The organism is Labrenzia sp. C1B70, from assembly GCF_000475395.1.
GTDB classification, from domain to species: Bacteria; Pseudomonadota; Alphaproteobacteria; order Rhizobiales; family Stappiaceae; genus Roseibium; species Roseibium algicola.
Map to the genome: position 1 here is coordinate 313802 of NZ_AXCE01000062.1, position 18571 is coordinate 332372.

18 protein-coding genes are annotated in these 18571 nt (G+C 59.0%); 10 read left to right on the forward strand and 8 right to left on the reverse strand.

All coding sequences use genetic code 11. The annotated features are described in order from the left end of the window. Nucleotides 1–53: 53 nt before the first annotated feature. Complete coding sequence (locus Q666_RS62345; RefSeq protein WP_023001979.1) at nt 54–854, reverse strand: transporter substrate-binding domain-containing protein; 801 nt, start codon at nt 852–854, stop codon at nt 54–56. Between the two features lie 198 nt (nt 855–1052). Here Q666_RS62345 and Q666_RS62350 point away from each other — a divergent pair, with 198 nt between their 5' ends. Beyond that, entirely contained in the window at nt 1053–2561 is a 1509-nt protein-coding gene (locus Q666_RS62350; RefSeq protein WP_023001978.1) for an AMP nucleosidase, read from the forward strand. 225 nt (nt 2562–2786) lie between these two features. Here the strand turns inward: Q666_RS62350 and Q666_RS62355 are convergent, their stop codons facing one another. The 4 genes from Q666_RS62355 to mutY form a co-directional block, all read right to left on the reverse strand. After that, complete coding sequence (locus Q666_RS62355) at nt 2787–3893, reverse strand: Gfo/Idh/MocA family oxidoreductase (RefSeq protein ID WP_023001977.1); 1107 nt, start codon at nt 3891–3893, stop codon at nt 2787–2789. Nucleotides 3894–3976: 83 nt separating this feature from the next. Continuing rightward, the gene (gene bfr / locus Q666_RS62360) at nt 3977–4462 is read right to left on the reverse strand and encodes a bacterioferritin (RefSeq protein ID WP_023001976.1); all 486 of its coding nucleotides are present in this window, start codon (nt 4460–4462) and stop codon (nt 3977–3979) included. 208 nt (nt 4463–4670) lie between these two features. After that, complete coding sequence (locus Q666_RS62365; RefSeq protein WP_023001975.1) at nt 4671–5219, reverse strand: 2OG-Fe(II) oxygenase; 549 nt, start codon at nt 5217–5219, stop codon at nt 4671–4673. 83 nt (nt 5220–5302) lie between these two features. Continuing rightward, complete coding sequence (gene mutY, locus Q666_RS62370) at nt 5303–6382, reverse strand: A/G-specific adenine glycosylase (protein WP_023001974.1); 1080 nt, start codon at nt 6380–6382, stop codon at nt 5303–5305. A 224-nt stretch (nt 6383–6606) separates the two neighbouring features. On the opposite strand from mutY, the gene Q666_RS62375 reads away from it, so the two are divergent. From Q666_RS62375 to Q666_RS62410, 8 genes are all read left to right on the forward strand, one after another. Continuing rightward, on the forward strand, nt 6607–7116 hold the full coding sequence (locus tag Q666_RS62375; protein ID WP_031269719.1) for a DciA family protein: 510 nt from the start codon (nt 6607–6609) through the stop codon (nt 7114–7116). Nucleotides 7117–7480: 364 nt separating this feature from the next. Next, a complete protein-coding gene (locus Q666_RS62380) occupies nt 7481–8116 on the forward strand; it encodes a thioredoxin domain-containing protein (protein ID WP_023001972.1) in 636 nt (211 codons plus the stop codon). A gap of 87 nt (nt 8117–8203) precedes the next feature. Next, nucleotides 8204–11662 (forward strand): AAA family ATPase, encoded by a 3459-nt coding sequence (locus Q666_RS62385; protein WP_023001971.1) that lies wholly within the window; start codon nt 8204–8206, stop codon nt 11660–11662. 212 nt (nt 11663–11874) lie between these two features. Beyond that, nucleotides 11875–12261: an AtpZ/AtpI family protein gene (locus tag Q666_RS62390; protein ID WP_023001970.1), complete on the forward strand. Its 387-nt coding sequence runs from the start codon at nt 11875–11877 to the stop codon at nt 12259–12261. Between the two features lie 53 nt (nt 12262–12314). Then, the gene (locus Q666_RS62395; RefSeq protein ID WP_023001969.1) at nt 12315–13064 is read left to right on the forward strand and encodes a F0F1 ATP synthase subunit A; all 750 of its coding nucleotides are present in this window, start codon (nt 12315–12317) and stop codon (nt 13062–13064) included. A gap of 70 nt (nt 13065–13134) precedes the next feature. After that, nucleotides 13135–13359 carry a F0F1 ATP synthase subunit C gene (locus tag Q666_RS62400; RefSeq protein WP_006935776.1) on the forward strand — a complete coding sequence of 75 codons (225 nt, stop codon included), beginning with the start codon at nt 13135–13137 and terminating at the stop codon, nt 13357–13359. Nucleotides 13360–13440: 81 nt separating this feature from the next. Then, nucleotides 13441–14001, forward strand: a complete 561-nt coding sequence (locus Q666_RS62405; RefSeq protein ID WP_023001968.1) for a F0F1 ATP synthase subunit B — start codon at nt 13441–13443, stop codon at nt 13999–14001. 10 nt (nt 14002–14011) lie between these two features. After that, entirely contained in the window at nt 14012–14491 is a 480-nt protein-coding gene (locus Q666_RS62410; protein ID WP_023001967.1) for a F0F1 ATP synthase subunit B, read from the forward strand. Between the two features lie 203 nt (nt 14492–14694). Here the strand turns inward: Q666_RS62410 and Q666_RS62415 are convergent, their stop codons facing one another. The 3 genes from Q666_RS62415 to Q666_RS62425 form a co-directional block, all read right to left on the reverse strand. Further along, the gene (locus Q666_RS62415; RefSeq protein ID WP_031269716.1) at nt 14695–15345 is read right to left on the reverse strand and encodes a ribonuclease HII; all 651 of its coding nucleotides are present in this window, start codon (nt 15343–15345) and stop codon (nt 14695–14697) included. A 45-nt stretch (nt 15346–15390) separates the two neighbouring features. Further along, nucleotides 15391–16503, reverse strand: coding sequence for a PA0069 family radical SAM protein (locus Q666_RS62420; RefSeq protein ID WP_051990221.1), 1113 nt, complete (start codon nt 16501–16503; stop codon nt 15391–15393). Nucleotides 16504–16658: 155 nt separating this feature from the next. Next, on the reverse strand, nt 16659–17501 hold the full coding sequence (locus Q666_RS62425; RefSeq protein ID WP_081713407.1) for a transporter substrate-binding domain-containing protein: 843 nt from the start codon (nt 17499–17501) through the stop codon (nt 16659–16661). 369 nt (nt 17502–17870) lie between these two features. On the opposite strand from Q666_RS62425, the gene Q666_RS62430 reads away from it, so the two are divergent. After that, the gene (locus Q666_RS62430) at nt 17871–18566 is read left to right on the forward strand and encodes a glycosyltransferase (RefSeq protein WP_023001963.1); all 696 of its coding nucleotides are present in this window, start codon (nt 17871–17873) and stop codon (nt 18564–18566) included. Nucleotides 18567–18571: the final 5 nt, after the last annotated feature.

Sequence of the window (18571 nt, forward strand, 5' to 3'; positions counted from 1 at the left end):
CGGATACCGGCCATGGAGTGGAAAGTCCAGCCGCGCAGGGGCGGAGGATGGCCTTACTGGGCGACTTTATAGTCGAAGAACCACTTCTTGTTCAGTGCATCCAGCGTGCCGTCTGTGCGCATGCTGGCGACAGCCGCATTGATCGGTTCGATCAGGTCGGAGCCTTTCGGGAAAATGAAGCCGAAGTCTTCCGAGCCCATCGGATCGCCGATCAGCTTGAAGGTGTCCGGATTGGTCGCGACATAGCCCTGGCCGCCGGTGCTGTCTGTCAGGACCAGATCGACGTCGCCCGCCTTGAGCGCCTGGACAGCGGCACCAAAGGTTTCGAACAGCTTGATGCGCGGGTTGGCTTCATCGCCATCCAGCACTTCATAAACAGTGACGTAGAAGGGGGTGGTGCCCGGTTGAGCACCGGCCAGGAAGTCCGTGTTGGAAGCAAAGCCCTTTGCATCGGTAAACCGGTCTTCATCGGCGCGCACCAGCATGAACATTTCGGACCGCATGTAGGGCTCCGAAAAGTCGACCTGCTCGGCCCTGTCGGCGCGAATGGTGATGCCGTTCATCGCCATGTCGTATTCGCCGGCGGAGATGGCAGGGATCATCGCATCCCAGCTGGTGTTCTGAAAGGTGACGTTCAGGTTCAGCCGCTTGGCGATTTCTGCAACCGCATCATATTCCCAGCCGATTGCCTCGCCTGACTTGGGGTCGACGAACTGCAGCGGTGGGTAGGTGTTTTCCGAAGCAATGACAATGTCCCGGCCACCGAGATCCGGCAGATTGTCGGCAAGGGCTGAGACGCCTGCGCCAATCAGGGAGGAAACGGCGACCGCGAGGGTCAGAACGGTTTTTTTCATGGGAAACTCCTGGTCAAAAGTTAGCCGGACTTTAGCCGCTTGCCACGGTTTGGGAAAGCCTGCTCAAATGCATCGTTGAGGGGCATGTGCAGAAATTTTCTCTCTGCGAAAAAAAATTCAAAATCCGATGTTAGATCTATTGACCAAGGCAAGCGTTAGCGGGACTGTGAGCCCATAACAACAATAAGGAGACGGTTTATGTCCAACTCAACCAAAAACGTTTTTCATCAAGCCGCCCGCAGGGTTCGGCATGCGCCATCGCATCCGCTTGAGGTCTTTACCGACGCCAACAAGGCAGTCGACCGTTTGATCGAAATTTTTGAATCCAACACCGCCTTTCTGCGCCAGCATTTTCAGGACCTTCTGGAGGGCAAGGAAATCGACGGCCGCGTGCGCGCGTTCTATCCGCAGGTCCGTATCGTGACCGACAGCCACGTCCGCCTCGACAGCCGCCTGTCTTATGGGTTCGTCTCCCGCCCTGGCACCCACGCCTCCACGATTACCCGCCCGGATCTGTTCCGTAACTATCTGGTGTCGCAGCTTTCGCTGCTGATGAAGAACCATGACGTGCCGATCCAGGTCGGTGACAGCGACATGCCGATCCCGCTGCACTTCGCTTTCTATGACGGAACGCATGTGGAAGGCGGCGCAGCAGCTGCAAATCTCGACCGTCCGCTCGCTGACATGTTCGATCTTCCCGACCTGACGGTGATGGACGATTCCATTGCCAACGGCACCTACGATCCGGCCGACGGTGTGATGCCGCTGGCATCCTTCACGGCGCCGCGCGTCGACTATTCCCTGCACCGCCTGCAGCACTACACCGCGACAAAAGCCGAGCATTTCCAGAACTACGTGCTTTTCACGAACTACCAGTTCTACATCGACGAGTTCTGCCGCATGTCCAAGGCGTTGCTGTTGCAGCCGGACAGTGGTTACGAGGCGTTTGTTTCCCCCGGCAACGTGGTGCTGGAGGCAGGACAGACCCAGCCGGACGGGGAAGAGCTGACAAAACTGCCCCAGATGCCGGCGTATCACCTGAAGCGGGCTGACGGCAGCGGTATTACCATGGTCAACATCGGCGTCGGGCCGTCCAACGCCAAAACCATCACCGACCATATCGCGGTGCTGCGCCCGCATGTCTGGCTGATGCTCGGTCACTGCGCGGGCCTCAGGAACAGCCAGACGCTCGGTGACTATGTTTTGGCCCATGGGTATGTGCGAGAGGACAATGTGCTCGACCAGGACCTGCCGATCTGGGTGCCGATCCCGCCGCTTGCCGAAGTGCAGGTGGCACTGGAAGACGCGGTTGCCGAAATCACCGGCATCGATGGGTATGAACTGAAACGTGTCATGCGCACCGGAACCGTCGTATCGCTCGACAACCGAAACTGGGAACTCTGGGACCAGCCGGAACTGGTCAAGCGGTTCTCCCAGTCCCGTGCCATCGCGCTCGATATGGAATCGGCAACCATCGCGGCCAACGGCTTCCGCTTCCGGGTGCCTTACGGCACGCTGCTGTGCATCTCGGACAAGCCGCTCCATGGCGAATTGAAACTGCCGGGCATGGCGACCGACTTCTACAAGCGCCAGGTCGCCCAGCATCTCCAGATCGGCATCAGGGCAATGGAGAAGATGCGAGACATGACGGCAGAACGCCTGCATTCCCGCAAGCTCCGCAGCTTTGCCGAGACAGCGTTCCAGTAAAGTTTCCTGTGCAGGCAGGAAGTTTCCCGATTTATCAGTGTCGCCCCGGGCGAGCAAAGCGAGACCCGGGGCCAGGTCATTTCCAGAGAAATGACCTGGCGCGGCAAGGGGTTGGCAGAACCTTCTGCGTTGGCAAGCTGACTTGCGAATAGGCCCCGGATCTGGGCTGCGCATGTCCGGGGAAACACCCTGGAGAACAACGCTCGCCCCCAGCCGCCCCGTCCGTCAAACCGTTGCCCACGTACCGGTCTTCGACGATTTCCAGGCAGCTTCCGTGACCAGTTGCACCTCCAGCCCGTCCCGGAAGGTTGGCCAGACAGGTGTTCCGGTTTCGATGGCCTTCAGGAAGTCCCGCATCTCGATGATGATCTGGTCCTGATAACCGGTTCCGTGACCGGGGCCCTGACAGAAGGGCAGGTAATCGGGATGTGCCGGTCCGGTCAGGATCTTGCGGAAGCCGCGTTCCGCCTCCGGCCCTTCGGCAAGGTAAAGCCAGAGCGCGTTCTGGTCTTCCTGGTCGAAGCGGATCGAACCCTTGTCACCGTATATCTCGTAGGCGTAACCCATCTTCCGGCCGGTGGCGACACGGCTGATGAAGAGATGACCCATCGCACCGTTTTGAAAGCGGCACATGAGATGGGCCTGGTCGTCATTGGTGACCGCCTCCAGCCCGTTTGCGCCGGGGCGTTCGGAATGGACGGTCTGAATATCCGCACTAACGCTGGAGATAGGCCCGGCAAGGCGCAGGGCGGCGTTGATGATGTGAGGGGCGAGATCGCCCATGCATCCATTGCTTATGTCCTTGGTACGCCAGTGCGACGGCGTTTGCGGATCTGACAGAAAATCCTCGGTGTGTTCAGCGCGAATATAGTGGATCTGACCAATCCGGCCTGACTGGACAAGGTCATGGGCAAATTGGCTTGCAGGAGTGCGAATGTAATTGAAGCCGGTCATGTTCGGCAGGCCGGAGGCTTCTGCCGCCGCCATCATCCTGCGGCAGTCTTCGGCGTGGCTGGCAAGCGGCTTTTCGCAAAAGACAGCCTTGCCGTTTTCAAAGGCGGCAATGGCGATATCCATGTGGGTCGACTGGGGCGAGGCAATTACTACCGCATCGATCGCCGGATCGGCAACGACAGTGCGCCAGTCGTCCGTCGCCCGGTTGAACCCGAAAGCACGGGCCTTTTCCCGGGCGCCTTCCAGCGTCGTTGCGCAGATCGTCTCGCAAACCGGGCGCAGGCCTGTGTCGAAAACCGACGCCACTGATTTCAGGGCAACAGCATGGGCCTTGCCCATGTAGCCTGTTCCTATCAGCCCGATCCGGATTTCCGTCATGGTTTCGCACCTCCAATTGCAATGAAAAAGCCGGTGCAGACCTGCACCGGCTTCAACATAACCAATGAAATGGCCGCTTGCGACTACTCGGCTTCGTCGGCTGGTGCGGCATTCAACATGCCGTAGCGCTCGACACCGATCTTTTCCAGAAGGTCGATCTGGGTTTCCAGGAAGTCGATATGGCCTTCCTCGTCGGACAGCAGCTCTTCGAAAAGCTGCATGGAAACATAGTCGCCTTCTTCACGGCAGACATCGCGGGACTTGGCATAGGCCGTGCGGGCGTCATATTCGCCGGCAAGGTCTGATTCCAGCACTTCCTTGATGTTCTGGCCGATGCGCAGCGGTGCGACCTTCTGCATGTTCGGATGGCCTTCCAGGAAGATGATGCGGTCGACCAGCTTGTCGGCGTGCTGCATTTCCTCGATGGATTCTTCACGTTCCTTCTTGGCAAGGCGCGCAAAGCCCCAGTCGCTCAGGAGGCGGTAGTGAAGCCAGTACTGGTTGATGGCGCCGAGCTCCAGAAACAGAGCTTCGTTCAGGCACTCAATGACTTTTTCATTCCCTTTCACGGCAGAGCCTCCTTATTGCAACCGATCTTTGTTTAGAATTATTCTAGAGTAATTCACGGCAGGCGCAAGGGTCCATTGCGCACGGAAGTGTAACTTCCACTGGTTACACCCCGAAACAGCGAATTGAAACCGATCACGTGCGCTTTGACGTTTTTCCGGGAGTAGAGAGCAAGGTTCGGAGCCGTGGACGCCTGTCCCCGCTCAGACCTCACCGAAAGCGGGGGCCGTGGCTCCAGCAGGTCAGGGAGTAGCGGGTGCCCTTGGTCACGGGTACGACCCTGTGCAGCATGAAACTGGCAAACAGAGTTGCGCAGCCCTGTTCACGCGATGCGGCCATCACCTTGTGCCCAAGGCTGATTTCCAGCGCACCACCTTCATAGTCCTGCGAAGGGGAAAGCTGGGTGACGATGGTTGCCTTGCGGAACTGCGCGATCGGGCCTTCGCCGACATCGGAATGCCAGTCGTAATGGCCTTCTTCACTTTCGTCGTAGATGGCGACCTGCAGTTTCTCCCGAAACTCGGTGATGTCGAAATCGAAAGCCTCGCGGTTGGCCTTTGCAACGGCGGTCATCACGCGGTTCAAAACCCATCCCGCATCGCCTTCGTCATCAAGCCAGCTGATTCTGGCCCGGCGGATGTCACCCTGCTGCTTGCCCCCGACGAGGCCGCCCGTATCCTGAGCTTCGGCCCGGCTCAGGCGGATGATTTCATCGCAGTCCTTTTGAGAGAAGAGTGCGTCATAGGAATAGGTGAACATCGAGGCTCAGATCCAAGGATTGGGTGCGCTGTTCAACATCCAAACCGGACAAACTGCAACTGTTTTCTTGAGCCGGGAAAGAACTATTTCCGGGGGCTTTCGAACGCAGCGGCAAGAGCCTTCTTCATAACCGTGGGAAGTGCTTCGGTTTCAATGACTTCCGGGGCCGACCACCAGCCACCGTCAAGCAGTGGAGTGGTGTCTGCCGTGAGGTCGGCCCGATAGACGGTGAGCCGCAAATGGAAATGGGTGAAGGTGTGTTTCACTTCCACCGGGCGCTGCCGCCAATCCGCTGGAAACGGTGCGAAGTCTGGAGCTGCTTCTGGGGAGAAATCCTCTGCCCATTCGGTCCCCGGCACTTCGCTCATCCCGCCAAGAAGGCCTCTTGGTGGGCGGCGGCGCAACAGCACGGCCCCCGTCGCCGTATCGACAGCCACGAATGCAGCTCCAAAACGGGTGGGTTTTTCCTTCTTGGGTGCTTTGCGCGGCAGTGTTTCGGCAAGGCTTGAGGATTGCACCTTGCAGATAGAGCGCCACGGGCAGAGCGCGCAGGCCGGACGTCTGGGCGTACAGATGGTTGCGCCAAGGTCCATGACCGCCTGCGCGAAGTCACCGGGCCGTTGGTCCGGTGTCAGGCCAGCCATTTTCGCCTTTATTTCTGGTTTGGCGTCCGGAAGCGGTGTTTCGATCTGGAAAAGTCGTGTCAGCACCCGCTCCACGTTGCCGTCGACCACTGCTGCGTGCCGGTCAAACGCGATGGTTGCGATGGCGGCAGCCGTATAGGGGCCGATGCCCGGAAGCTTCAGCAATGCGTCTTCGTCTTCCGGAAAGCGGCCGTCGTGATCACGGGCAACGGTTTCTGCGCATTTTTTCAAATTGCGCGCCCGCGAGTAATAGCCAAGTCCCGCCCAGGCTTTCATGACGTCTTCTTCAGCCGCGGCGGCAAGATCGGTTACGGTTGGCCAGCTTCGCGTAAACTTCGTGAAATAGTCTTTGACGGCGGCAACGGTCGTTTGCTGAAGCATGACTTCGGATAGCCAGATCCGGTAGGGATCGGGGACTTCGCCCAGTAGGCGGTCTTCCGGGGAAACCCGCCAGGGCAGGCGCCGGGCATGACGGTCGTACCAGTCGAGAAGCAGTCGGGAAGGGGAAGCAGACGCCATGAGATCAGCAGAACAAGTGGTGTTGATATGAAGCAGCAAGCCTTGGATAGCCTGGGGACAACTTGGCTGATAAAGGCAGTGCGGTGAGGTTGGGGAAAGTATTCGTCGTCATTTTGTCGTATTCTATTGAGACACAACACCCCAATCCGGAAAACGGCCGGCAAATCGCCGCACCTTACATCTGGATGAGGAGGTAGGCTATTAGCGCTACAAAGGCAAATCCCGTGCACGCCTCGAAGGGGGTGAAATCGCTGGCCGATCTTGTCGGCAAGGCGATGACGCCTGTTTGCCGGAAGCGTGGATTTGCGTCCGTCGATATCATTGCCTCCTGGGCCGATATTGTCGGCGAGCGTTACGGCACGCGCGTGCAGCCGGACAGGCTGATCTGGCCGCGGCAGCCTGAACGCGGCGATCCGGAAAACCCACCGGAACCGGCGACGCTGGTGGTGCACACGGACGGGGCAACGGCCTTGATCCTGTCTCATGACAGTGCCCAGGTGATCGAGCGTATCAATACTTTCTATGGCTGGCGGGCCATCGGCCGCATCAAGATCCTGCAGAAGCCGGTTCTGGTGAAGCAGCCCGTGCGCAAGAAGCCCTTGCGCGACTTGACGCAAACCGAGGAACAGCAGCTCGAAGCACGGCTGGAGGGGGTGGAGAACGACCGCCTGCGGCAGGCGCTCAGGAAGCTTGGCGCCCAGGTTATTGCCCGCAGCGCAGAAGATGCGGCCTGACGGTCCACATTGCTTCTTCCAATAACAACTCTGTGAAACCGGCATTGGCAAACGTGCCGCCGGCTTTGGCATGATATCGAAGAACTCAGGATTTCCCTTGTGTTGGTGTCGGCGGGTCAAGGGTGGATGCCAGTATTTAATAGCCTTTGACCGTCCTCGCTCCTGCCACATTTGATAAGCTTTGTTGACGCCGCCTGCCCGAGAGGGCACAGAAAGCGGCAAGCTGGTTCATCCTGCATTCAGCTGAACGCAAATAGGGTGGCCCGGTATCAATTAACCCGATCGGCCAGGATATCCGACAGGATGTGCTTCGATCCACGCACCGGCCGGTGCAGCGCTTGATTAATGTGACAGGACGATCTTCGTGACCCAGACCCGTAGACAGTTTCTCAAAACCACTGCCCTGGCGACGGCTGCATTCTGCCTTGCCGGTTCGAGCTTGGCTCTTGCGCAGGCCGTCGACCAGGACGAGCTGGTCAAACCCGGCCCGCTGGGCGACAAGATCCTTGGCGACGAAAACGCGCCGGTCACGATTGTGGAATACGCATCCATGACCTGCGGACATTGCGCCAATTTCCATGAGCGTACCTATCCGGCCCTGAAGGCCGACTACATCGATACCGGCAAGGTTCGCTTCATTTTCCGCGAATTCCCGCTGGATCCGGTTGCGGCCGGCGCGTTCATGCTCGCCCGCTGCGCTCCTGCGGACAAATATTTCGAGATTGTGGACATCATGTTCGAACAGCAGCGGACCTGGGCGTTTACCGACAATCCGTACCAATCCATGCTCGACTTTTCCAAGCAGATAGGTTTTACAAAAGAGTCCTTTGAGGAATGCTTGGGGAACCAGGGTCTGCTCGACGCCATCGATGCGGTGAAAAACCGCGGTGCAAACGAGTTTGGCGTGAACTCCACCCCGACGTTCTTCATCAATGGCGAAAAGCACTCGGGGGCGCTTTCGATTGAAGAGATGGGCAAACTTATTGACGCAAACCTCTAGACTGGCGGTCTGTCCGCCGGTCTGTTCGGTATGCGCCGATCAAGCCCGTGATTTTCGGGTGTCCGTGTCCAGGAGGCACGGGCGCCAATGAAATTTTCCAAGCTCCGCATTGTCGGTTTCAAATCCTTCGTCGAACCGATGGAGTTCATCATCGGCAACGGCCTGACCGGTGTGGTCGGGCCGAATGGCTGCGGCAAGTCCAATCTTGTCGAGGCCCTTCGCTGGGTGATGGGCGAAAACTCCTACAAGAACATGCGTGCGTCCGGCATGGACGACGTCATCTTTTCCGGCAGCCTGAACCGCCCGGCGCGCAACACTGCGGAAGTGACGCTCTACCTGGAAAACCAGGACCGTACGGCGCCTGCCGCTTTCAATGATGCCGATGCGCTTGAAGTCAGCCGCCGTATCGAGCGCGAGCAGGGCTCCAACTACAAGATCAACGCCAAGGATGTGCGTGCGCGTGACGTGCAGCTTCTTTTTGCCGACGCATCCACAGGCGCCAGGTCACCTGCCATGGTGCGCCAGGGGCAGATTGGCGAGCTGATTGCCGCCAAACCGACCTCCCGCAGGCAGATCCTGGAAGAAGCCGCCGGTATCTCCGGTCTGCATTCGCGCCGGCATGAGGCGGAAATTCGCCTTCGCGCCGCAGAGCAGAACCTGGAGCGGCTGGAGGATGTCCTCGTTCAGATCGACAGCCAGCTCGACAATCTGCGCCGCCAGTCGCGCCAGGCTTCGCGTTATCGTAACCTGTCGTCTGAAATCCGCGGGGCTGAAGCCTCGATCCTTTACATTCGCTGGACCGAGGCGCGCGATGCGCTGGGAACAGCCGAAAGCCATTTTGCCGAAGCCCAGAAGCAGGTGAACGAAGCCACGGGTTTGCAGGCGGAAAGCGCCCGCATCCAGGCTATCGCCGCCCACAAGCTGCCGGAACTGCGCGAGGATGCGGCCAGGGCGGGCGCCGCCTTGCAGCGGCTGGTGATCGCCCGCAACGAACTGGACGCGGAAGAACGGCGGGTAAAGGAAAAGCTTCAGGATCTGGAGCGCCGCCTGGTGCAACTGGCGGAAGATATCCGGCGCGAACAGTCCATGGTGTCCGAGAACGACGAGGTTCTGGAGCGCTTGTCGGAAGAACGCGCAGAGCTTCTGGAAGAAAACGAGATGGTGCAGGAGCGCACCGAAAGCGCTCGTGAAAAGGTGGCCGAGGCCGAAGAGGCCGTGGGAACGCTGGAGAACCAGTTGTCCGACCTGACCGCGGCCGAAGCGCGTGCAACCGCCGAACGCCGCCAGTTGGAGCGGGCAGTCGCGGAAAGCCGCCAGCGCTCGGACCGGTTGTTAGCTCAGGCTCAGGACGCTCAGAAGGCTCTTCAGGAAATCAACGAACGCATGGCCGAACAGGACGGCGTTTCCGAGAACCGGGAAGCGCTGGAGATGGCCGAGGAAACTCTTCTGGAGGCGGAAGCTGCCGCGGAAGAAGCCGAAACCGCGACCCGCGAAGCGCGCGAACAGGAACAGTCCGCACGTGGACCCGTTGGTGATGCCCGCCAGATGTTGCAGGGCCTCGAGACAGAGGCAAGGACGCTGGAGCAGGTGCTGAATGTTCACTCCGAACAGGATCACACGCCGGTTGTCGAGCAGATCCAGGTGGAGCAGGGCTTCGAAACGGCTCTGGGAGCGGCACTTGGTGAAGACCTTGATGCCTCACTTGAAGAAGCTGCTGCTGTTCGCTGGGGGGGGGGCCTCTCTCATGATGGCGATCCAGCCTTGCCGGCAGGAGCCCGCAGTCTGGCCGAGGTGGTTGAAGCCCCTGTCGAGCTGAGCCGCCGCCTGCGCCAGATCGGCCTTGTCGACCAGACCGACGGGCCAGGCCTGCGCACGACCCTGAAACCGGGGCAATGTCTGGTTTCCGTGGAAGGCGACCTGTGGCGCTGGGATGGATTCGTAATCGCGGCCAATGCGCCGACACCGGCGGCACAGCGCCTGGCGCAGAAGAACCGCCTTGCTGAACTCGGAGATGAAATCGAGCAGGCCCGGCGCGAGCTTGAGGATCGTCAGCAGGCACTGGAAGGTGCCGCAACGAGGGTTCGGCAGGCCGTCGAACTTGAACAGATGGCCAGGGGCAAGGTTCGTGACGGCCAGCGTCAGGCAGCCGCGGCGCGCGAAGCCCTGGCTGCGGCGGAAAGGGCCGTTTCCCAGTTCGCCGCCAAGCTGGAAGCTGCGCAGGACCGGGCACAGCGTCTTGGTGAAGAGGCCGAGCTGGCACGTGAACAGCTGGCAGAGGCCGAAGAACGCCTGGAAGAAGCGCCAGACGGAACCAGCTATCGCGAAAGCATCGAAGAATTGCAGGGGCAGGTCGCGGCCGCACGCGGCGCCCTGGCCGAAGCAAGGGCCGTGGCAGAGGGTCTTGCCCGCGAACAGCAGATGCGCGACCGGCGGCTTGAAGCCATCGCCCGGGAATATGACGGCTGGAAGACCCGTGCTGCCAATGCCGCCCAGCAGATTTCCATTTTGCAGGAACGGCGTGAAGAAGAGGAAGAAGAGCGGGCCGAGCTGATCGAGGCGCCCGAAGACATCGAAATCAAGCGCCGCGACGTGTTTTCCGCCATTGCCAAGGCAGAAGAGGAAAAGAAGGCGCGCGACGATCAGCTTCAGCAGGCGGAACTGGATCTTGCCGACGTCGACCGTGCAGCCAAGGCCGCGATGGAAGCGATGGCGGGCGCACGAGAAGAGAAGATTCGCGCCGAGGAACGACTGGAAGCCGCCCGCGACCGCAAGCAGAACCTGGAACGGCGGATCGACGAGGACCTGGAGGTTCCGGTAACGGCATTGCCGGAAATCGCGGGTCTGAAGGAAGGCGCACCGCTGCCGGATCCCGATTCCATGGAGCGCAAGCTGGAACGGCTGAAGGCGGAGCGCGAACGGCTTGGCGGCGTCAACCTGCGCGCGGAAGAAGAGCTGCGCGAAATCGACGATCAGAAGACCACGCTGACCTCGGAGCGTGATGACCTGATCGAGGCGATTCGCCGTCTGCGAACAGGGATTTCGAATCTCAACCGCGAGGCGCGCGAACGTCTGCTCGCCTCCTTCGAGATCGTAAACGGTCATTTCCAGCGCTTGTTCACTCATCTTTTCGGCGGGGGCACGGCCGAACTCCAGCTGGTCGATTCCGATGATCCGCTGGATGCGGGGCTGGAAATCATCGCGCGCCCTCCCGGCAAGAAGCCACAGACCATGACGCTGCTGTCGGGTGGTGAGCAGGCGCTCACGGCCATGTCCCTGATTTTCGCGGTCTTCCTGACCAACCCTGCGCCGATCTGCGTGCTCGACGAGGTCGATGCGCCGCTGGATGACGCGAACGTGGAGCGTTACTGCGATCTCCTGGACGAGATGGCCAAGAGCACGGAAACCAGATTTGTGGTGATCACGCACAATCCGATCACCATGGCGCGCATGAACCGTCTCTTCGGCGTGACGATGGCCGAGCGCGGGGTTTCCCAGCTTGTTTCGGTCGATCTGGAGACGGCAGAGCGATTCCGCGAAACTGGCTAAGATTGCGTCTGGTGCGGCACTGCCGCGAAAACCTTATGCAACTTAGGTCTGGCTGATTCTGTGAAAACAGAAAAGATCTTTATTTTTCAAATGGATAGAGTTTAGTGCAGGCTTCTTGACACGGCATGAGGTGCCGACTATGGTGCGCGCGGCTTAGGGGGCTCCCCAGTTGTCGGATCAAGCATGTCGGCGCAAGCTGAGGACTTAAGAACATGTCTTCGCAAAACGGCGATAACAAGGATCGGGCGGTTGGTTCCCCGGAAGCAGGTCTGTCGGAACGGCGGGCTCAATTGAACCGGAAGCTTGATGACATAAGGGTGGTTGAAGAAAAGACCGCTCGGAAGTCTCAAAGCAGCTCATCCGGATACGCGCAGGCAATGAAACTCTCTTCGGAGTTTATCGCCGGCGTGCTGGTGGGGGCCGGGATTGGTTGGGTTGCCGACCAGTGGCTTGGGACGTCGCCTTTCGGGCTGATTGTCTTTCTGTTGCTGGGTTTCGTGGCCGGGGTCTTGAACGTTCTGCGCGCGGCCGGTGTCGTCGAGCAGCCGGATGCCAAGGTCCAGCGCGAAAAAGACGTTCAGAACGACAGATCGAAATAGAATTTGTCGCGCCTTCTGGCGCATTGATATGAACGAACGAAGAAGGCTGGCCGGTGGCGAACGATCCGATCCATCAGTTCCATATCCAGACGCTATTCCCGATTGAAGTCGGGGGCATGGATTTCTCTTTTACCAACTCTTCGTTGTTCATGGTTTTGACCGTGGCGGCGACGTCTGCATTCCTGATTTTCTCGACCAGCGGCCGCGGACTCGTTCCGACCCGCCTGCAGTCGATTTCGGAAATGGCGTATGAGTTTGTTGCCGGAACATTGCGAAGTTCAGCAGGAACGGAAGGGATGCGCTTCTTCCCTCTCGTGTTCTCGCTCTTCATGTTCGTTCTGGTTGCCAATCTGTTCGGGATGTTCCCGTACTTCTTTACCATCACCAGCCACATCATCGTGACCTTCGCCCTGGCGATGCTGGTGATCCTCACCGTGATCATTTACGGCTTCATGAAAAACGGCATGAAGTTCCTCAAGCTCTTCGTCCCCAGCGGCGTGCCCGGTGCACTGATCCCGCTCGTGACGCTGATCGAGGTGATCTCGTTCCTTTCGCGCCCGATCAGCCTGTCCGTTCGTCTTTTCGCGAACATGCTCGCCGGTCACATCACGCTGAAAGTGTTCTCCGGATTCATCGTCAGCCTTAGCGCGATGGGTGCGGTCGGTATCTTCGGATCCATTCTCCCTCTCGGAATGACGGTTGCCCTGACGGCTCTGGAATTCCTGGTCGCGTTCCTGCAGGCATACGTCTTCACCGTTCTGACCTGCATGTACCTGAACGACGCCATTCATCCTTCACACTGAGGGTAACCCAATCACACGGCCATTGCGCCGCGAGTGAGCAATCTGCAAACACCATTTAGGAGCACGTGTCATGGAAGCAGAAGCAGCAAAATACATCGGTGCCGGTATCGCATGCCTGGGCATGGGCGGCGCAGGCATCGGCCTTGGCAACATTTTCGGTAACTACCTCGCAGGCGCTCTGCGCAACCCGTCCGCTGCTGATGGCCAGTTCGGCCGTCTGATCTTCGGCTTCGCCGTGACGGAAGCTCTGGGCATCTTCTCCCTGCTGGTGGCTCTGATCCTCCTGTTCGCTTAATCGCTAAACCTTAGCGACTATCGATGCGACTCCGGTGGCGGCGCTCTCTAGCGCCGCCCAGCCGGATTTAGGAGACTGGAAATGGCAGGCCAAACTCACTCGACCACAGAAGGCATGCACGAAGCCATAGAAGTGCCGGCCGCAGAGCATGGCGCGGGTTTCCCGCCTTTTGACAGCACCACATTCGCCTCCCAGCTCTTGTGGCTCGCGATCACGTTCGGCGTGTTCTACTGGATCATGAAGAATGTGGCCGTTCCGCGGATCGCAGGCATTCTGGAAGACCGCAGGGACCGTATCGCCGGTGACATTTCCGAAGCCAACCGGCTGCAGGAAGAAACCGACGCTGCGATCGCAGCTTACGAGCAGGCGCTGGCCGAGGCCCGCAACAAGGCTCATGGCATTGCCCACGAGACGCGGACCAAGCTCAAGGCTGATCATGAAGCTCGCCGCGAAAAGGCGGAAGCCGAGCTGAACGGGAAGCTGAAAGCGGCTGAAGCACAGATCGCTGCAACCAAGACCGATGCCCTTTCTCAGATCGGGGATATTGCCGGAGAAACCGCTTCAGCGCTCGTTGAGCAGCTGATGGGCAAAGCTCCGACCAAGACCGACCTGACCAAGGCGCTCAAGTCGGCGATGAACTGAGGAGACCGTCATGGATGCTACATTTTGGGCCCTGATCGGTCTTATCCTGTTCTTCGTCGTGATTTTCTACGTCAAGGTTCCGGCCAAGATCAACGGTTCACTGGACGAACGCGCAGAAACCATCCGCAAGGAACTGGAAGACGCACGCAAGATGCGTGAAGAAGCCCAGGCTCTCTTGTCTGAGTATCAGCGCAAGCGTCATGAAGCCGAAAGCGAAGCGGAAGCCATCATCGCAGAAGCCAACTCGGAAGCCGAGCGCCTGACGCTCGAAACCAGCCAGGCTCTGGAAGAAATGATTGCTCGCCGTACCAAGGCTGCGGAAGACAAGATTGCACAGGCTGAAAGCCAGGCAGTCGCGGAAGTCCGTGCCAAGGCCGCTGACATTGCCGTTGCCGCTGCCGAGGAAATCCTTGCAGCGAAGGTGAAGGATAAAGTCGCCGACGACATCCTCGCCAAGAGCATTGAGCAGGTGAAGGAGCGGCTGAACTAAGTTCGGTCCACTCTGCTGACGAATTGAAGAAGCGGCCTTTCGGGGCCGCTTTTTTGTTGCGGCAGGCAATTCGCACGCTACTTGGCACTAATCGGCAGCGATCTCCATTGCCGGTTGGTCTTGAGAGGCCCGAAAGCAGAGGAGTGTCGCTGGCTTGCAGCGTGTTTCCTGCCGTCTAAACCCAACCCGTTATGTCCGGAACCTCAAGACCCTGCAGCCAGCCTGACCGGCTTGAAGCTGAGGCGATGATGAACGGTTGGCCCATGGCGTTCCAGCGCTGCCTGGTGCTGCGGCACGCCATACCCCTTGTGCTGGGCAAACCCGTAGTCCGGAAAACTGGCGTCGAGGTGAACCATCATCCGGTCTCTTGTCACCTTCGCAACGATAGAGGCAGCCGCAACGCACAGGCAGCGGCCATCTCCCTTGATCAATGCCTGTCCGGCCTGATTCAGCCCATGCGGTACATCTCGGCCGTCGACAAGAACGTAGTCGGGAACCAGAGGTAGGTGATTGACGGCCCGCACCATGGCCGACAGGGTTGCGGTGCGAATATTGACAGCATCGATCGTTGCCGGTGAAGCGCTGGCGAGCGAGACATGGGCTGTAGCAACAATCTGCTCGAAAAGCTCTTCGCGCCGGGCTTCGGTCAGTTTCTTGGAATCATTGAGGCCAAGCGGTACCCGGTCGTAATCCAGGATAACCGCGGCCGTGACCACGGGCCCGGCCCAGGGGCCGCGACCGGCTTCGTCTACGCCGCAGAGCCGACCGTCAAAGGATTTCGCGTGCTTACGCTCGATCACAAGGTCCGGGCTATCGGGAAAGGCAAGGTCAAAGAGGAAAGGGCTGAACGTCATGAACTGCACCCTGCCGTCCGGCAGCAAGTTTCTCAAGATCTTGCGTCAAAACAGGTCCAATTGCACACCGCCTTTTTGCGGCTGGACGAAGGCCTCGGTGTTGAGCTTTCGGCGACGCAGATTGAGGCCAAGGCGTTTCGCTCCCAGCGAGAACCGTTTGGCAATCTGGTCGGCATAAGGACCTCTCCCGCGCATGCGCTCGCCCCATTTGGCGTCATAGTCCTTGCCGCCGCGCATGGCGCGGATCAGGTTCATCACATGGCGGTAACGGTCCGGACGCTCTCGCAGCAGCCAGTCCCGAAAGAGTTCCGACACTTCCAGGGGAAGCCGTAAAAGGATGTAGGCAACCTCCGTCGCGCCATGCTCGGCTGCCGCTTCCAGAACGTTTTCAATTTCGCTGTCTGTCAGGGCTGGGATCACAGGCGCCATCATTACAGACGTGGGAATGCCCGCGTCGGAGAGAGCCCGGACGGCCTCAAGCCTTTTGTGGGGTGCAGACGCACGCGGCTCCATGGCCCGGCAGAGTTTCTTGTCGAGCGTCGTGACCGACAAGGCAACCTTCACCAGATTTCGTTCTGCCAGCCTCGACAGAATGTCGATATCTCGCGTGACCAGGGCTGACTTGGTGACGATCGCAACCGGGTGGGAGCAATTGTCCAGCACTTCCAGGATCTCACGCATCAGCTTGTAGCCGCGTTCCATCGGCTGGTAGGGATCAGTATTGGTGCCGATGGCGATCACGCGCGGCTGATAACCGGGGCGGGAAAGTTCACGCTCCAGAAGTTGGGCGGCATTGGGTTTGGCAAACAGCCTGGTTTCGAAATCCAGGCCCGGAGACAGCCCCATGAACGCGTGGCTCGGTCTGGCGAAACAGTAGATGCATCCATGTTCGCAGCCCCGGTACGGATTGATCGAGCGGTCGAAGGAAATATCCGGCGACTCGTTTCGGGTGATGATTGTGCGCGCACGCTCTTCCTGAACCTGGGTTTTCAGCGGCGGCAGGTCTTCAAGCGTTTCCCAGCCATCGTCGAAACATTCACGAGTTAATTTCTCGAAGCGGCCGGAGGCATTGAGCGCAGCCGCGCGTCCACGCCGCCTGTGCTCGGCAACGGAGCGGACATCGGGTACAAGGCCGGCTGCGTCGGCTGGTAGTGAAATCTCATCGGGGGGACTGAAGGGCACGCGAGAACGTCCAGGTTACGAAATGGAACATAACAAGAACATTATCACGACGCCAACGCGACGCAAGATGCTGATTACACCTTGTGGGTTTTGATCTTCAAAAGATGGTGGACTGCAGACCAGGCCGGAATTCAGGAACCGCCACGGTCATCGTGACCTGGCCGGCGACCAAGGTATTTGATCAGGATCGCATCCAGCGTCCCGTCGGACTGCATCTCGCGAATGGTTTCGTCGTAGCGTCCGGGAAGGCTTTCGATATCCGGGTAGGTCGAGGCTTTGGCAAAGACGTTGTAGTAGGGCTTCGTTATCAGCGGTAGCGGTAACGTCGCCAACTGGTCCAGCCTCCCGGCCTTCTTTTCCTCGTAGAGCGTGCTGATGGTGTTCATGGGAACGGCATCCACACGCTTTGCCAGCAGCATGCCGATCTGGAGATTGTTGCTGGCGACCGTCTGAAAATCGAGGCCGGCGTTGAGGAACTCCGGGGTATAGGCGAAATCCTGCGTGATACCGATCTGCAGCCCCTTCAGGTCGTCGTAGCCTTCGAAACGGATTGTTCCGGCATCTTCGGCGCGGATGAAGAAGCTCCAGCTGATGTCGATGTAGCTTTCGTCCGGATAGTTCAGGTACTCCATCCGGTCCGGCTTCTTGGAAAACAATAGCAGCATGTCCGCCCGTCCGGCGCGCGCTTCCTGTTGGATGCGAGTTCCGGAATCGATCAGTTCCAGCGAATAGGAAAGGCCGAGACGGCGCATGACTTCATCGAGAACTTCGACGTCGATACCCTTGTAGACCCCGTCTTCGACAAACTTGTATGGCTCTTCCGGGGTTGCCAGCACCACGAGGTCTCGGGCCGATGCTGTCCCGGCCAGCAAAACCATGGACAGAACAAACCCGGCGAGCCCCATGAAAATCCGACTGAGCGTCTGCGTCAGGTATCCTGCGCCTGAAGTTGGCTGTTGATCGGGTGTCGTCATGGCGCGATCGCTTGGTTTCTGGTCGAAGTAAGAGCTTTCAGCTTTGGTATGCACTCTTAAGATAACATGAAACCCGGCACTTCCATTTGCCGAAAAGGGGCTATTTTCCTGAAAACCGTCAAATGGATACCGATCGGTTTCACACTGGAGCAACTTTTCACGGCCCTATGACAAATGTGAAAGAGGTACTGCTACAGCTTTCGCCCGGTCTTTTCTTTTCATACAACCAAAGTAGACATTACCTGGCGATATATATCGCGAAGGTTGGTGGCCGATTATTGGAGTTTGTTAAGAATCCCAACAAAAAAACAGCTCCCGGATCGTCGGCGACACTCGCACTTTGAAAAAAATCATGTAAAACTTGAGATCATGATCAGCGTCATCATTGCGACAAGAAATTCCGAAACCGAACTCGTTCACGCGCTTTCGGCCCTGGTGCCGGCAGCTGCAGAGGGCGTTATCCGCGAAGTTATCGTGGTCGATGGTGGTTCGTCGGACAATACCGAGAAGGTTGCCGACGCGGCCGGGTGTGTCTGGACCAGCCGGGGCAATGCTTCCCGCAGCGAACGCCTTGCCTATGGCGCCTCCATGGCGAGCCGGGGCGACTGGCTATTGTTCCTGCGGCCGGAAACGCTTCTGGAAAGCGGCTGGCATCATGAGGCCCAGGCCTTCATCGAGCGGGCAGCCCGTGCCTCCAACGGTCCACGGACCGCCGCAAGCTTCCGCCTTCGCTATGAGGCTTTCGGGCTCAGTGCGCGGGTAAGCGAGTCTTTTGCAGCCTTGCGGTCCCAACTGCTTGGCATGCCTTACGGCAACCAGGGCCTGCTGATCTCCAGACAGTTTTATCAGAAGCTCGGCGGCCATCGGCCGTTGCCGGAGCTGGAAGATCTCGATATCGCCAAGCGTATCGGACGTGGGCGGATGGTGTTCTTGCGGGCTGCCGCCGTCTCTTCGGGTGAACCCGAGCGGGAAGGGCTGTTTTCCAGGTTCCGCCAGGCCTTCGCACGCTTTTGCGTCGGTACCCTGCGCATTCCAGCGAGTGTTGCCGTCAAGCTGCACGGCTGAACAAG

Coding starts and splice junctions, on each gene's coding strand:
- Q666_RS62345 (WP_023001979.1), bottom strand. CDS start 854: ATGAAAAAAACCGTTCTGACCCTCGCGGTCGCCGTTTCCTCCCTGATT.
- Q666_RS62350 (WP_023001978.1), top strand. CDS start 1,053: ATGTCCAACTCAACCAAAAACGTTTTTCATCAAGCCGCCCGCAGGGTT.
- Q666_RS62355 (WP_023001977.1), bottom strand. CDS start 3,893: ATGACGGAAATCCGGATCGGGCTGATAGGAACAGGCTACATGGGCAAG.
- Q666_RS62365 (WP_023001975.1), bottom strand. CDS start 5,219: ATGTTCACCTATTCCTATGACGCACTCTTCTCTCAAAAGGACTGCGAT.
- mutY (WP_023001974.1), bottom strand. CDS start 6,382: ATGGCGTCTGCTTCCCCTTCCCGACTGCTTCTCGACTGGTACGACCGT.
- Q666_RS62385 (WP_023001971.1), top strand. CDS start 8,204: ATGAAATTTTCCAAGCTCCGCATTGTCGGTTTCAAATCCTTCGTCGAA.
- Q666_RS62390 (WP_023001970.1), top strand. CDS start 11,875: ATGTCTTCGCAAAACGGCGATAACAAGGATCGGGCGGTTGGTTCCCCG.
- Q666_RS62400 (WP_006935776.1), top strand. CDS start 13,135: ATGGAAGCAGAAGCAGCAAAATACATCGGTGCCGGTATCGCATGCCTG.
- Q666_RS62405 (WP_023001968.1), top strand. CDS start 13,441: ATGGCAGGCCAAACTCACTCGACCACAGAAGGCATGCACGAAGCCATA.
- Q666_RS62410 (WP_023001967.1), top strand. CDS start 14,012: ATGGATGCTACATTTTGGGCCCTGATCGGTCTTATCCTGTTCTTCGTC.
- Q666_RS62415 (WP_031269716.1), bottom strand. CDS start 15,345: ATGACGTTCAGCCCTTTCCTCTTTGACCTTGCCTTTCCCGATAGCCCG.
- Q666_RS62425 (WP_081713407.1), bottom strand. CDS start 17,501: ATGACGACACCCGATCAACAGCCAACTTCAGGCGCAGGATACCTGACG.
- Q666_RS62430 (WP_023001963.1), top strand. CDS start 17,871: ATGATCAGCGTCATCATTGCGACAAGAAATTCCGAAACCGAACTCGTT.